We start from the raw sequence: 13,214 nt of genomic DNA, 5'->3' as shown, positions 1-13,214 counted from the left end.
TTTATCAAACACCGTTGGTTAATTTTTTATTTACTGCTGGTTAAATTTATGAATTTATGCCGATTATTTTTTTGCAGCCCGCCTGAGAAAGGCAGCAAAAGCGGCCTTAGCCGAGGATTTGATAGTGACGCGCCTGGCTCATGATCACTTTTGCCAGGACTTTCAGGCTGGTAACGTCATCATGATTGAGATACCAGGTTTCATAACGTTTATTATCTGAAATTACAGCAATTTTCTTATGCTGCAGCTGCAGGCGCTTGAGATAGAGTTGCTCATCGAGGGTAAAAATATAGATGCCATCACCGTCGAACATCCGCACACTGATATCTACAAATAGCTGATCGCGCGGTGCAAAGGTGTCAGCCATAGAGTCGCTATTGATGGCAATTAACCGGATGTTCTCCGCCGGACGTCCGTTGAATAGCACCCGCGCCTCATCCAGACCGTATTCGATAGCCTGGATGGTCTCCACAAACTCATCACGCGCGGGCAGACCCGCAGCGCTTCGCTGCCCGATATCAAGGCTATCCACCCGAAACACATTCTTATGGCTGGTAAACGTGCTCAGCGTTAACGGGTCAGCGGGTTGTTCCATACCGTATTGCAGCCACTCTACCCTGACGCCCAGCAGCTGGCTGAGCGCCAGTAAATTGCCGCCATCAGGCACTGACTGCGCGTTAAACCACTTCCACACTCCTGGTGTTGAAATCTTATAGCCCTGCTGCTGCAGGGCTCTGGCAACCTGTTTGTTTCGTCCATGTCCGACAATGCCGGCACTCTCACAGGCCGCTATCAGCCTGGTGGTGAAAGCTTGTCTTGTACTTTCTTTTTTAACCATTAGTTAATAATCAACCATAGAAGAGATACTGGATGTTATTTTCATTATTGCTACCAGTTCATTTTATATTACCGCTCGTTTACTACCTAACCGCTTTATCAAGCATTTCTGATTATCATTATCCGCTTCGGCCTGCAGCTGAACAAAAAATATTGCATCAGGCCGCATACAGCCCCACCTTTCAGGAATGTTCCGTAAGAAATTGCGTGAAATTCAGCCAGCATAACGGGAAATGGTGACGGGATTGGAATGAAAATTAATCTGACGGGCAGAAAACTCTATCTTTCACTGGATCGGAAAGCCGGGCTAAAAAAAACGGTAGTCTCTGAAAGACTCCCGTTTTGTTAAAAATTATCGTAGCTATGACCGGAGCGTGTCATCACCCCAGGCAATCCATTTATAGGTGGTCAGCGCCTCTAATCCCATTGGCCCGCGCGCATGCAGCTTCTGGGTACTGACCGCCACTTCCGCACCCAGGCCAAACTGCCCACCATCGGTGAAGCGGGTGCTGGCGTTAACATAAACCGCTGAGGAGTCGACCTGACGGACAAACCGCGCGGCGTTGCGGGTGTCGCGGGTCAGGATGGCATCCGAGTGCTGCGTGCCGTGCGTACGGATGTGATCGATCGCCTCATCCATATCCGCCACTAATTTGACGTTAAGATCCAGCGACAGCCACTCATCATTGTACTGCTGAGGATTAACCTGGATGACCAAAGCCGGGCCCTGCTGCAGCTGCGCCAGCACGTTGCTGTCAGCATGCAGCGCGATGCCTTCCTGCGCCATACGCGCGCTGAAGGCAGGCAGAAAACGTTCGGCCATCGCCTGATCCACCAGCAGCGTTTCCAGCGAGTTACAAGCGCTGGGACGCTGTTTTTTGGCATTGACGATCAGATCAAGAGCCGGTTCAATCTCCATCGTCTCATCAATGTAGATGTGACAGACGCCGATGCCGCCGGTAATCACCGGGATGGTGGAATTTTCCCGGCACAGCTTGTGCAGCCCGGCTCCGCCACGCGGGATGAGCATATCGACGTAGCGATCCAGCTTTAGCAGCTGATTCACCAGCTCGCGATCCGGATTTTCAATCGCCTGCACGATAGCCGTCGGCAGACCGTGCTGCTTCAGCGCGTTCTGGATCACCCTGACGGTGGCCGCATTGGTGCGCCAGGTCTCTTTGCCGCCACGCAGAATGGCGGCGTTGCCGGTTTTCAGGCACAGGCTGGCGACATCAACCGTGACGTTGGGACGCGCCTCATAAATGACTGCAACAACGCCCAGCGGCACGCGACGGCGTTCAATCCGCAATCCGCTGTCGAGCTGACCGCCGTCGATTAATTGTCCCACCGGATCGGCCAGCTGACAGACCTGACGCACATCGCTGGCGATGCTGGCAAGGCGTTGCGGATTAAGTGTCAGCCGATCTAACAGCGCGGCGCTCATACCGTTCTGACGCGCATCGGCTAAATCCAGCTCATTGGCTGCCAGAATATCTGCGCTTTCCGCCTCAAGGCGGTCGGCAATGGTCATCAAAACCTGATTCTTCTCAGCCGTCGACAGATCGGCCACGGTATACGCTGCGGCACGCGCCGCTTTTCCCATCTCTTCAAGCATTGTCCGCTCCTTAACTGACGATCATGTCGTCACGGTGAACGGCCACCGGGCCATATTCATATCCCAGAATTTCGCTGATCTGCTGACTGTGATGGCCGGCTATCATACGCATCGCGTCACTGTTGTAGCGAGAAACACCGTGAGCAATATCCCGGCCCTGCAGGCTGCGGATGCGGATCACTTCACCGCGCGAGAAATTTCCCTGGATAGCACGGATGCCCTTGGGCAGCAGCGAACTGCCGCGTTCAATAATGGCCGCCAGCGCCCCGTCATCGACGGTGAGTTCGCCCGCCGGTGGCGCACCGAAAATCCAGCGTTTACGGTTCTCGAGCGGCGATTGCTGTGCATGGAATCGCGTACCAACCGGCTTGCCGTCAATCACATCGCTGATCACACCGCTGCGACTGCCCGAGGCGATAATCACGTCTATTCCGGCGCGGCAGGCAACATCCGCAGCCTGAAGCTTGGTCGACATGCCGCCAGTGCCGAGACCGGATACGCTGTCACCCGCAAGCGCGCGTAACGCATCATCAATTACATGGACATCGCTGATCAACTCAGCGTCAGGATTGTTACGCGGATCGGCGGTAAACAGACCCTGCTGATCGGTCAGCAGCAGCAGTTTGTCGGCACCGCCGAGCATCGCAGCCAGCGCCGAAAGATTGTCATTGTCGCCCACTTTGATTTCAGCGGTAGCAACCGCATCGTTCTCGTTGATCACCGGCACAATGTGGTTATCCAGCAGCGCGCGCAGCATATCGCGGGCATTCAGGAAACGTTCACGATCTTCCATGTCGGCACGGGTCAGCAGCATCTGACCAATATGGATACCGTAGATGGAGAATAACTGTTCCCAAAGCTGAATCAGACGGCTCTGCCCCACCGCAGCCAGCAGCTGCTTTGAGGCGATGGTAGGTGGCAGTTCGGGATAGCCCAGATGTTCGCGTCCGGCAGCCATCGCGCCAGAAGTGACGATCACAATGCGGTGGCCTGCGGCATGCTGCTGCGCGCACTGACGAACCAGTTCCACCATGTGCGCCCGATTTAACCGGCGAGAGCCGCCGGTAAGAACGCTGGTACCCAACTTGACCACTAAGGTCTGACTGCCACTCATATTTCCTGCCGTAGTGAAAAATTTTTACGAAAGGACGTTTTAACAGGAGTCGATAAGGAAGCCAACAGCCAGCGGGGGAAAAGCACGAATTTACGCAGACAAGGCGGTAGACCAAAAGTTCAGCATTAACAAGAAATCCGGAAAAGTGTCATAAAAAGTTCATCACGGGCGGGTAAAAAGTCGGTGTTTTACAAAAACTTTCGTTTTTTACGGCGTTCACATTGGGATTGATAGCAAATGAAGAAAAGCACACTGGCCATGATCGTCTCCACGCTGACACTGGCTTCTGCCGCGCACGCTGCCGAAATCTATAACAAAGACGGCAACAAACTGGATTTATACGGCAAAGTTAAAGCTGAACACTACATCAGCGATAATGCCAGCGCAGACGGTGACAAGTCTTATACTCGCATCGGCTTTAAAGGCCAGACGCAGATTAATGACCTGATGACCGGTTACGGTCAGTGGGAATATCAGTACAACGTTAATAACTCTGAAGGCAGCGACGCCAATAACGGCAACAAGACCCGCCTTGGTTTTGCTGGCCTGAAATTCTCGCAGTATGGTTCGGTAGATTATGGCCGCAACTATGGCGTGCTGTATGACGTGGAAGCCTGGACAGACGTGTTCCCGGAATTCGGTGGTGACGGCACGGCCCGTTCCGATAACTTTATGACCCAGCGCGCCACCGGCGTCGCGACTTACCGCAACAACAACTTCTTTGGTCTGGTCGATGGCCTGAAATTTGCGCTGCAGTATCAGGGCAAGAACGACGCCACCAGTGCCAACAGCCGTACTGACATTAACCGTCAGAACGGCGACGGCTATGGTGCTTCACTGGGCTACGCGCTGGGTGATAGCGGCGTGAGCCTGATGAGTGCCATCACCTCATCTGACCGCACTAACCAGCAGCAGGCGCGCGCCTATGGCGGCGGTGACCGTGCAGATTCCTGGGGCGCAGGCGTGAAGTATGATGCCAACAGCGTTTACCTGGCGGCGATTTACACCGATACCCGCAACATGACGCCAATCAGCGGCACCAACCGTAATACCGGCGCTGCCGTCGCGGGCGCAGCCAACAAAGCGCAGAACATCGAACTGGTGGCGCAGTATCAGTTTGATTTCGGCCTGCGTCCTTCTATTGGCTATGTGCAGACCAAAGGCAAAGATATCGAAAACGGTATCGGCGATGCGGATCTGGTGAAATATATCGATGTGGGTGCAACCTACTACTTCAACAAAAACATGTCCGCCTTCGTGGATTACAAAATCAACCAGCTGGATGATGACAACACGCTGTCGATCAACAACGACGACATTGTGGCGATGGGTGTGACTTACCAGTTCTGATTTCAGGCTCGAAAACCGGGCGGATTTAGATCTGGCAGCAACGCATAAATTCATCACGCAGGGAACACGGTCAGAAGAGGAAAGCGTCCCACGCCACGGACAAAAACGCCGGGAGCGTTTTTGAACAACGCAAAGCGTTGGTCCGTTTACGGGCGCACCTTCGGGATGAGGTGCGTAATCGCGTGGGCAGAGCGTGCCATGGATGGCGGCTTTTGCGTCTTTCCGATCTGACCGTGCTCTCTGCGAAAACGCGATCTAACAGCGGGCCAGACTTCAACAAAAATGGCGAGTTTTTAAACTCGCCATTTTTTTCGTCTTTATTTTACTGAATGACCTAATCAGGCACTCAGCTTCACCGGTTTCTCATCGAAGTCGCTGGCCGGGATAAGATCCAGCTCTAACTCCTTCAGCATCGCTTTCAGACGGGTATGGAAATTCCGTAAGGTCTCTTCCACACGTGCCGTGTTCTCTTTGCCTTTGATGGTTGCCACCGACCAGTCGCCTTCTTTATCGAACAGACCGATATGGTAGACATAGGTAAAGTGGTCAGCCTGCGCTTCCAGTTCCATCCACCAGCCCCAGAACTCACGCAGTTCCGGTGCCGGTTTCACATTGACGCAGGCTGCCAGGCAGTCGAAGAAGAACCGGGTTTCGCCACATTTTCCATCGCGAATATAGGGCCCAAGCTCGGTAAAACGCTTAAGCAGGCGACTGCGGGGATGACCACTTGGTAACGTCATGCTGATTCTCCATAGGTTTTGACCGCTATACAGCCTTGATTTCCGGGCGGCCTGATTACGTCATAAGCCTTTATAGAGCAGCCCGGAAGAATTCCGCTACTAGTTGTAGCAAATACTGTAAATTTTGCCAGTTACCTTTTTAAACGCTTCTCCAGCCAGTCGCAAATCTCATTCAGCGCCTTGTCGAAACTGGCCATCATTGGCTTGACCGGAATCAGCAACGCTTTGCCGTCTGACGACGAGTTAGCGATCAGCTTGCTCTCCTCTTCCGGACTGAAAAGATCGTTCTGCCAGTAACCCGACAGCATCGGCGTCGGCGTCCGGCGGCCCAGCAATCCCTGAGTTTTAAGCGAATAGCGATTAAGTTCGGTGCGCAGCGCACTGTCGGAGGCAGTCGCCATGCCTAACCGGCTGGCCAGCATATCCATGTACATATCCGGGATCTCATCCTGCAACGCCGTCTGCGTCAGCAGCGCATGCACAATCGGGCCAAGACAGGCAACGCCACGCAGCCGCTGCGATTCCAGATAAGCCAGCCGGACGGCCACGTTCGCGCCAAAGCGATAGCCAAATGCCGCCACGCGGGTATGGTCAACCCAGGGCACATTTTTCAGATCGCGCAGCACCTGCTGATGCAGAAAACTGGTGTCCTGATTCAGTGTCCATTTTACCGAGTTACCCACCGACGGCACGTCAATGGTCAACATCGCAATGCCGCGCGGGGCAAGATAGTCATGGAACAGGCGGTAATGATCGCTCTGTAACGAGTCGAGCGCGCCGCAGAACAGTACGGTGGGATAAGGCGCTTCGACATCCGGTGGTATGTGCAGAAAACCGCTGACCGGACTGCCGCCCGTGATGGCAAACGTCAGGGATTTCAGTTCGCCTGGCAACCGCTGAGTGGCCTCTTCATAGGCGCGATTGGCCAGCGTCTGTGCCTGGTCAGCCAGCTGATCGCCTTTTATATAGGGATAAGCGGCAACGCTATAGAGGTGCGCCGCGTGCAGCCAGTAGTCACCCGCCTCGCTGTCGTCGGTCGCCTCCAGCGCTTTCTGCTGCCAGATGCCTGCCTGTCTGCACCATTCAAAATGCCAGTTACCGCTGCGGAAACCGATCACCGTATCGAGCAGCGTCTCATCGGTATGTTCAACGTTGCTAATGGCGATACGCGCCAGCACTTCGCTGATCTCCTGCGGCGTCAGGCCGCGCCATGTCCACATCAGTTTGTTCAGCATGCGATACCAGCCACGCTGGCTGTCACCATCCAGGGCTGAGTGGATATCCGGTGTAGCGTGATGCTGGCGGCGAACCAGGGAAGAGGTTTCAGGATGCTTAAAACGCGGCTTAAATAGCTCCTCGCTGAGATTTTTGCTCGTCATACTCACTTCTCCTGCAACAGAACGGCGATGGCTAAGTGTACTGTACGGCAATTCGGGGTGCGAGGCTCAGAAAGTACAACGCCCGGAAAACCGGGCGTTATCTGATGTGTATCAATCAGTTTTTAACAATCGGCGGGATGTAGACCACGCCCATATCCCACGGCTGCTCAATCCAGGTATCCTGCGGAATATCGACGATATAATCATCAACCAATGAGCGACCAGCGGGTTTCGCGAAAATGGTGCAGAAACGCGCCTTCGGGTACATCTCGCGAATCGCCTGGGCGGTGCCACCGGTATCCACCAGGTCATCGATCACGATAAAGCCTTCGCCGTCGCCTTCCGCGCGCTTCAGCACTTTCATTTCGCGCTGATGATCGTGGTCATAGCTGGAGATGCAGACGGTATCAACGTAGCGGATACCCAGTTCACGAGCCAGCAGCGAAGCCGGTACCAGACCGCCGCGGCTCACCGCGATAATGCCTGTCCACTGCTCAACAGGCAGCAGGCGCTGGGCCAGTTTACGGGCATGAATCTGAAGCATGTCCCAGGTAACGACGTATTTTTCGCTCATAGAATAGAAATCCCAGCCAACCGAAGTGGCGTAAAAATGTGCAACGGGGAAAAGGTTGCGCGAGATTATAAGGAGTTGACGCACTAAAAACCAGCACCCGCGCGCTGGTTGCGGCTTTTTAGCGCGTCTGAGAGCGCACCCGGTAAAAAACAGTGATATTCTCAGGCCTGGCTCGTCAGATTCTCTGACGGCGATTTTTCACTGGAAACTCGCGATGTCCGGCCTCGCCGGTACACTGACACAGGAGACCTGTCGTGTCTGAATTGTCTCAACTCTCTCCACAGCCACTGTGGGATATTTTCGCTAAGATCTGCTCTATTCCCCATCCCTCTTTTCACGAAGAAGCGCTGGCGAACTACATCACCGGCTGGGCTAAAGAGCAGGGCTTCTGGTGTGAGCGCGATCAGGTCGGCAACATTCTGATTCGTAAGCCCGCCACCGCAGGCATGGAAAACCGTACCCCGGTTGCGCTGCAGGCGCATCTGGACATGGTGCCGCAGAAAAATAACGACACCGTGCATGACTTCACCAAAGACCCGATTCAGCCCTGGATTGACAGCGAGTGGGTAAAAGCGCGCGGCACCACACTGGGCGCGGACAACGGCATCGGTATGGCTTCTGCGCTGGCGGTTCTGGCTGACAACAGCCTGACGCATGGCCCGCTGGAAGTGCTGCTGACCATGACCGAAGAGACCGGCATGGATGGCGCTTTCGGTCTGCAACCCAACTGGCTGCAGGCTGAAATCCTGATCAACACCGACTCTGAAGAAGAAGGTGAGATCTACATGGGTTGTGCAGGCGGTATCGACTTCGTCTCTACCCTGCCACTGACCCGCGAAGCCGTGCCTGCTGAGTTCCAGACCCTGAAGCTGACGCTGAAAGGATTGCGTGGCGGTCACTCCGGTGCCGACATTCATATGGGCCTCGGCAACGCCAACAAATTGCTGGCACGCTTCCTGGCGGCACACGCGGCTGAACTGAATCTGCGTCTGCTGGCGTTCAGCGGCGGCACGCTGCGCAACGCGATTCCGCGTGAAGCCTTTGCTACCGTAGCCGTTGAGAGCCACAAAGCGGATGCGCTGAAATCCGCAGCGGCGCACTTCCTGAGCGCCATCAAAAATGAGCATGGCGTTAAAGAGCCAAACATCGCACTGGTCACCGAGCCGCTGGCGCATCAGGGTAATGCCCTGAGCACTGACAGTCGCGATCGCTTCCTGAATCTGCTGAACAGCACGCCAAACGGCGTGATCCGCAATTCAGACGTAGCGAAAGGTGTAGTCGAAACCTCACTGAATATCGGTGTGGTGACGATGGAAGATGACCACGCAGAGATCAACTGCCTGATCCGTTCGCTGATCGACACCGGCCGCGATTATGTGGTGCAGATGCTGACCTCGCTGGGCCAGCTGGCGGGTGCACAGACCAAAGCGAAAGGCGGCTACCCAGGCTGGCAGCCGGATGCGGACTCCGCCATCATGGCGCTGACCCGTCAGACCTATATCGCGCTGTTTGATAAGACCCCGAACATTCAGGTGATTCACGCCGGTCTGGAGTGTGGTCTGTTCAAAAAGCCTTATCCGGATATGGATATGGTCTCGATCGGGCCGACCATCACCGGGCCGCACTCGCCGGATGAGCAGGTTCACATCGAAAGCGTTGGCCTTTACTGGAAATTACTGACCACCCTGCTGAATGCGGTGCCAGAAAAGTAATGCTGTCACAAAAAAAAGTAAACCAGGCTCCGGCCTGGTTTTTTTATGCCCGCCACTCATCCCCAGCATAATTCGCTGCCTTTTCCGCGTTTTACCCCGCTATTCCGCCACATTCCCGCGCTTCTCTGGTTACAGCCGCCATTATGTCCAGATGTCTGGATGGCTAATAAGATTTCGTGCTAGCTTATGCGCTTTCGGCTGTTGCCCCGCCTGAAGGTTCAGGAAAAAATGCGGCCAGTGATTCTTCAGGAGAGTAATGACATGCCAGGGTTAAACCGCCTTGAGATGCGTAACATCTCCATCGCTTTTGGCGGATTTGCCGCGCTATCGTCGGTGGATTTCCGCAGTGACGGCCATTCGGTTCATGCCCTGACCGGCGCGAACGGCGCGGGTAAATCTACCCTGATGGCGATCCTTTCCGGCGCGCACAGCCACTACAGCGGCGAAATTCTGCTGGAGGGTGTGCCGGTTTCCATCCGCACGCCGCGTGATGCGAAACAGCTGGGTATCCATCTGGTTCAGCAGGAAGTGGATGTGGCGCTGGTGCCGCAGCTCAGCGTGGCGGAAAACATTCTGCTGGATCGGCTGGCTGAACCCGGCCACCGCTATCGCTGGGACGAGATCCGCCGTCAGGCGCGGGGCTTGCTGGCTCAGCTCGACGTGGCACTGGACGTCAATCGGCTGGTGGAACGCTGCTCCCTGGCTGAAAAGCAGCAAATTCTGCTGGCGCGGGCGCTGTCTCACCACTGCCGCTTCCTGATTCTCGACGAACCGACTGCCCCACTGGATCAGCATGAAAGCGAGCGGCTGTTTGCCGTAGTACGTCGTCTGCAGGCCAGCGGCATCGGCGTGGTGTTTATCTCTCATCGCATTCATGAACTCAAAGCTATCTGCGACCAGCTGACGGTGCTGCGTGATGGCCGGTTGATCGAAACCGGCCCGATGGCAGCGCTGAGCGGCGAGCAAATCGTGGAGAAGATGCTGGGCCATCAGCTGACCGATATTTTCCCGCCTCGCCGCGAACAACAGACACAGCCGCTGCTGCTGGCTGTAGAAGGATTGCATGATGAGCAGCTGCTGCAGGATATCTCACTGCGGCTGCACAAAGGGGAAATTCTGGGCATCGCCGGACTGGCCGGTGCCGGCAAAACCGAACTCTGCAAAGCGCTGTTTGGTGCCAGCAAAAGCCGCGTCAGTCGCGGTGAACTGCACGGTCAGCCGTGGCAGCCCCGTTCGCCGCACGACTCCGTCAGTCGCCGTATGGCGCTGGTGCCGGAAGAGCGGCGCAAAGAGGGAATATTTATTGATGAATCGGTGGCGATGAATCTTAGCGTCAGCGCCGACGACAGCTTTTCGCGCTGGAGCCTGTTCGGGCATCGCCAGGCATGGCGCTGGGCTGAGCAGGTTATCCGGCAGTTGCAGGTGCGTACCACCGGCCCGGCACAGACACTGCGGCGTCTTTCCGGCGGCAACCAGCAGAAGGTGGCGATTGGCAAATGGCTGCGCAACAACGCTGATGTGCTGATTTTTGATGAGCCGACCAAAGGCGTCGATATCAAAGCCAAAACCGAGCTGTTCACCCTGATCGACAACCTGGCGCGCGAGGGGAAAGGCATTATCTACGCGTCGGGTGAATTTTCTGAACTGGTCGGCTTATGCGACCGGATTTGCGTGCTCTGGGATGGACGCATTGTGGCCGAGCTGGCTGCACGCGACGTCACCGAAGAGACGCTTTTGCTCTATTCCACCGGAGGAACCCCTGCGTGAGCAGCAAAGAAACCAGCCTGAACCTGACGGCCGCGCCGTGGCGTCACCAGTTGTTCGACTTTCTCTATAAATGGGGCATGTTACTCACGGTGGTGATCCTGATCGCCGCCTTTGGTCTGGCCTCCGACAGCTTCCTTGATCCCAACAACATCATCAACATTCTGCGATCGATTGCGATTGTAACGGTAATTGCGATCGGCGTGTCCATCTCGCTGACGGTGGGCGGCTTTGATCTGTCGGTCGGTTCGACCGCCTCGCTCGCCAATGCGTTAGTGATTTCGCTGTTTGTCTGGTACGGCTTCGGCACGACCACCGCAATCCTGATTACCCTGGCGCTCTGCACCCTGGTCGGGCTGTTCAACGCCTTCCTGATTGTGATCCTGCGTATCCCCGACATGCTGGCGACGCTGGCGACGCTGTTTGTGATTCAGGGTGTGGCGATGACCTACAGCTTTGGCGGGTCGATCACCGAGAACATGGTGCTGCCGAGTGGTGATATGGCGGAAGGGACTATTCCGGCCGCGTTTGGCCTGCTGGGTCAGGTGCCGACCATCGTGATCATTATGCTGGTGGTAACCGTCGCGGCGCAGCTGGCGCTGTCGCTGACTAAGCATGGCCGCCGCATGTATGCGCTTGGCGGTAATCCGGAAGCGGCGCGCCTCTCCGGCATCCGTACCACCCGCTATCGGGTGCTGGCTTATGTGATCGCCTCACTGCTCGCCGGTCTGGGCGGCATCCTACTTGCTTCACGTATCGGTTCATCGCAGGTCAACGCCGGAAGCGGCTACCTGATGGACGCGGTCGCGGCGGCGTGGATTGGCTTCTCGCTGGCCGGTTCCGGCAAGCCCAACGCGCTGGGCACGCTGGTCGGCGCGGTCATTCTCGGTGTGCTGCAGAACGGCCTGGTCATGCTCTCTGTGCCCTACTACGCCATGGACATTATTAAAGGGCTGGTGCTGGCGTTAGCACTGGCGATCACCTATATCCAGCGCCGCTGAGGCGCGTTTACCGGAGTTGATAACAATGCAAAAAATAACACTCTCACTGCTGGCGCTGAGCCTGCTGAACGCCAGCGCCGCCTTCGCGGACACCGTCACCCCGGTGCCTGCGGCAATCGCCAGCCATGATGGCCCGATTCGTATTGCGGTGATCCGCAATCTCGGCTCCGATGACAACACCACCCAGTTTGTTGCCGGTGCCATTCAGCAGGGTCGCCAGCTGGGCTTTAAGGTCAGCACCTTTCTCAGCAACGGCGACGATGCGCGCTTCCAGGATTTCGTGAATCAGGCGATCAGCCAGAAATATGACGGTATCGTGCTGTCGCACGGCAAAGCGCCCTACGCCAGCGGACTGGTGAAGCGTATTGCCGATGCCGGTATCAAACTGTCGGTGTTTGATACCCCGGTGGATAATCCGATTCCGGGCGTCACCGTCACCGCGCAGGATGATGCGTCACTGGCGCAGCTGTCGCTGGGTCAGCTTATCCACGATTTCAACGGCAAAGCGAACATCGTCAAGCTGTGGGTCGCCGGTTTCCCGCCGATGGAGCGCCGTCAGGTGGTGTATGAAAAACTGCTGAAAGAGAATCCGGGCATTCATCAGCTGGAGTCGATTGGCGCAGTGTCGACGGATGTTCAGGGCGACACCGCCAACAAGATTGGTGCGATTCTGGCGAAATACCCGAAAGGCAAAATTGACGCCATCTGGGGCGCCTGGGATGCCTTCAGCCAGGGCGCTTACAAAGCACTGCAGGAGAATGGCCGCACCGAGATTAAGCTCTACAGCATCGACGTCTCGAACCAGGATTTGCAGCTGATGCGCGAAAAAAACAGCCCATGGGTGCAGACGGTGGCAGTCGATCCTAAAACCATCGGCGCGGTGAATATGCGTCTGGTTGCGAAGAAGATTGCCGGTGAAGAGACACCAGCAACGTATCAGTTTAAAGCCGCGTCAATCTCTCAGCAGCAGCTCAACAGTCAGCCTGGCGCGGTGAACGTTGCCTCGCTGAACAAGATTATTCCGGGCTGGGGCGGCAATGAAGATTTCATCGCACCGTGGTTTGCTACCCTTGAGGCGAAATATAAGAAGTAATCCGGCGTCAGCCTTGCCGATTGGTGAGGCTGACC

Annotated in this window: 11 protein-coding genes; 5 read left to right on the top strand and 6 right to left on the bottom strand. The window is 55.8% G+C overall.

The genetic code is table 11. From position 1 onward, the window contains the following. Window positions 1-106: 106 nt before the first annotated feature. The 3 genes from QSK07_RS16225 to proB form a co-directional block, all read right to left on the bottom strand. Window positions 107-838 carry a S24 family peptidase gene (locus QSK07_RS16225; RefSeq protein ID WP_098051383.1) on the bottom strand — a complete coding sequence of 244 codons (732 nt, stop codon included), beginning with the start codon at window positions 836-838 and terminating at the stop codon, window positions 107-109. Between the two features lie 360 nt (window positions 839-1,198). After that, window positions 1,199-2,452, bottom strand: coding sequence for a glutamate-5-semialdehyde dehydrogenase (proA, locus tag QSK07_RS16220; protein ID WP_275220004.1), 1,254 nt, complete (start codon window positions 2,450-2,452; stop codon window positions 1,199-1,201). 10 nt (window positions 2,453-2,462) lie between these two features. Continuing rightward, window positions 2,463-3,566, bottom strand: a complete 1,104-nt coding sequence (gene proB / locus QSK07_RS16215; protein WP_098051384.1) for a glutamate 5-kinase — start codon at window positions 3,564-3,566, stop codon at window positions 2,463-2,465. A 237-nt stretch (window positions 3,567-3,803) separates the two neighbouring features. On the opposite strand from proB, the gene ompC reads away from it, so the two are divergent. After that, on the top strand, window positions 3,804-4,916 hold the full coding sequence (ompC, locus tag QSK07_RS16210; protein WP_285720963.1) for a porin OmpC: 1,113 nt from the start codon (window positions 3,804-3,806) through the stop codon (window positions 4,914-4,916). A 338-nt stretch (window positions 4,917-5,254) separates the two neighbouring features. Here the strand turns inward: ompC and crl are convergent, their stop codons facing one another. From crl to gpt, 3 genes are all read right to left on the bottom strand, one after another. Continuing rightward, window positions 5,255-5,656, bottom strand: a complete 402-nt coding sequence (crl, locus tag QSK07_RS16205; protein WP_098051387.1) for a sigma factor-binding protein Crl — start codon at window positions 5,654-5,656, stop codon at window positions 5,255-5,257. Window positions 5,657-5,787: 131 nt separating this feature from the next. Next, complete coding sequence (gene frsA / locus QSK07_RS16200; protein ID WP_285720964.1) at window positions 5,788-7,035, bottom strand: esterase FrsA; 1,248 nt, start codon at window positions 7,033-7,035, stop codon at window positions 5,788-5,790. A gap of 115 nt (window positions 7,036-7,150) precedes the next feature. After that, window positions 7,151-7,609, bottom strand: coding sequence for a xanthine phosphoribosyltransferase (gene gpt / locus QSK07_RS16195; RefSeq protein WP_003851171.1), 459 nt, complete (start codon window positions 7,607-7,609; stop codon window positions 7,151-7,153). Between the two features lie 254 nt (window positions 7,610-7,863). Between gpt and pepD the strand changes: the two genes are divergently transcribed. From pepD to QSK07_RS16175, 4 genes are all read left to right on the top strand, one after another. After that, window positions 7,864-9,321: a beta-Ala-His dipeptidase gene (gene pepD / locus QSK07_RS16190; protein ID WP_285720965.1), complete on the top strand. Its 1,458-nt coding sequence runs from the start codon at window positions 7,864-7,866 to the stop codon at window positions 9,319-9,321. Between the two features lie 261 nt (window positions 9,322-9,582). Beyond that, window positions 9,583-11,088: a sugar ABC transporter ATP-binding protein gene (locus QSK07_RS16185; protein WP_098053077.1), complete on the top strand. Its 1,506-nt coding sequence runs from the start codon at window positions 9,583-9,585 to the stop codon at window positions 11,086-11,088. Further along, window positions 11,085-12,086, top strand: coding sequence for an ABC transporter permease (locus tag QSK07_RS16180; protein ID WP_098051389.1), 1,002 nt, complete (start codon window positions 11,085-11,087; stop codon window positions 12,084-12,086). Before QSK07_RS16185 ends, QSK07_RS16180 begins: the two co-directional genes overlap by 4 nt. A 25-nt stretch (window positions 12,087-12,111) precedes the next feature. After that, window positions 12,112-13,179: a sugar ABC transporter substrate-binding protein gene (locus tag QSK07_RS16175; protein WP_098051390.1), complete on the top strand. Its 1,068-nt coding sequence runs from the start codon at window positions 12,112-12,114 to the stop codon at window positions 13,177-13,179. The last annotated feature ends 35 nt before the right edge of the window (window positions 13,180-13,214 follow it).

Origin of the sequence: Pantoea sp. QMID4 (genome assembly GCF_030270445.1) — a bacterium.
GTDB classification, from domain to species: domain Bacteria; phylum Pseudomonadota; class Gammaproteobacteria; order Enterobacterales; family Enterobacteriaceae; genus Pantoea; species Pantoea vagans.
Note: the sequence above shows the minus strand (reverse complement) of the source record. Positions and strands in the feature narration are given on the sequence as shown.

Bases quoted from the DNA above. Each gene is read 5' to 3' on its own strand.
- QSK07_RS16225 (WP_098051383.1), bottom strand. From the start codon at position 838: ATGGTTAAAAAAGAAAGTACAAGACAAGCTTTCACCACCAGGCTGATA.
- proA (WP_275220004.1), bottom strand. From the start codon at position 2,452: ATGCTTGAAGAGATGGGAAAAGCGGCGCGTGCCGCAGCGTATACCGTG.
- proB (WP_098051384.1), bottom strand. From the start codon at position 3,566: ATGAGTGGCAGTCAGACCTTAGTGGTCAAGTTGGGTACCAGCGTTCTT.
- ompC (WP_285720963.1), top strand. From the start codon at position 3,804: ATGAAGAAAAGCACACTGGCCATGATCGTCTCCACGCTGACACTGGCT.
- crl (WP_098051387.1), bottom strand. From the start codon at position 5,656: ATGACGTTACCAAGTGGTCATCCCCGCAGTCGCCTGCTTAAGCGTTTT.
- frsA (WP_285720964.1), bottom strand. From the start codon at position 7,035: ATGACGAGCAAAAATCTCAGCGAGGAGCTATTTAAGCCGCGTTTTAAG.
- gpt (WP_003851171.1), bottom strand. From the start codon at position 7,609: ATGAGCGAAAAATACGTCGTTACCTGGGACATGCTTCAGATTCATGCC.
- QSK07_RS16185 (WP_098053077.1), top strand. From the start codon at position 9,583: ATGCCAGGGTTAAACCGCCTTGAGATGCGTAACATCTCCATCGCTTTT.
- QSK07_RS16175 (WP_098051390.1), top strand. From the start codon at position 12,112: ATGCAAAAAATAACACTCTCACTGCTGGCGCTGAGCCTGCTGAACGCC.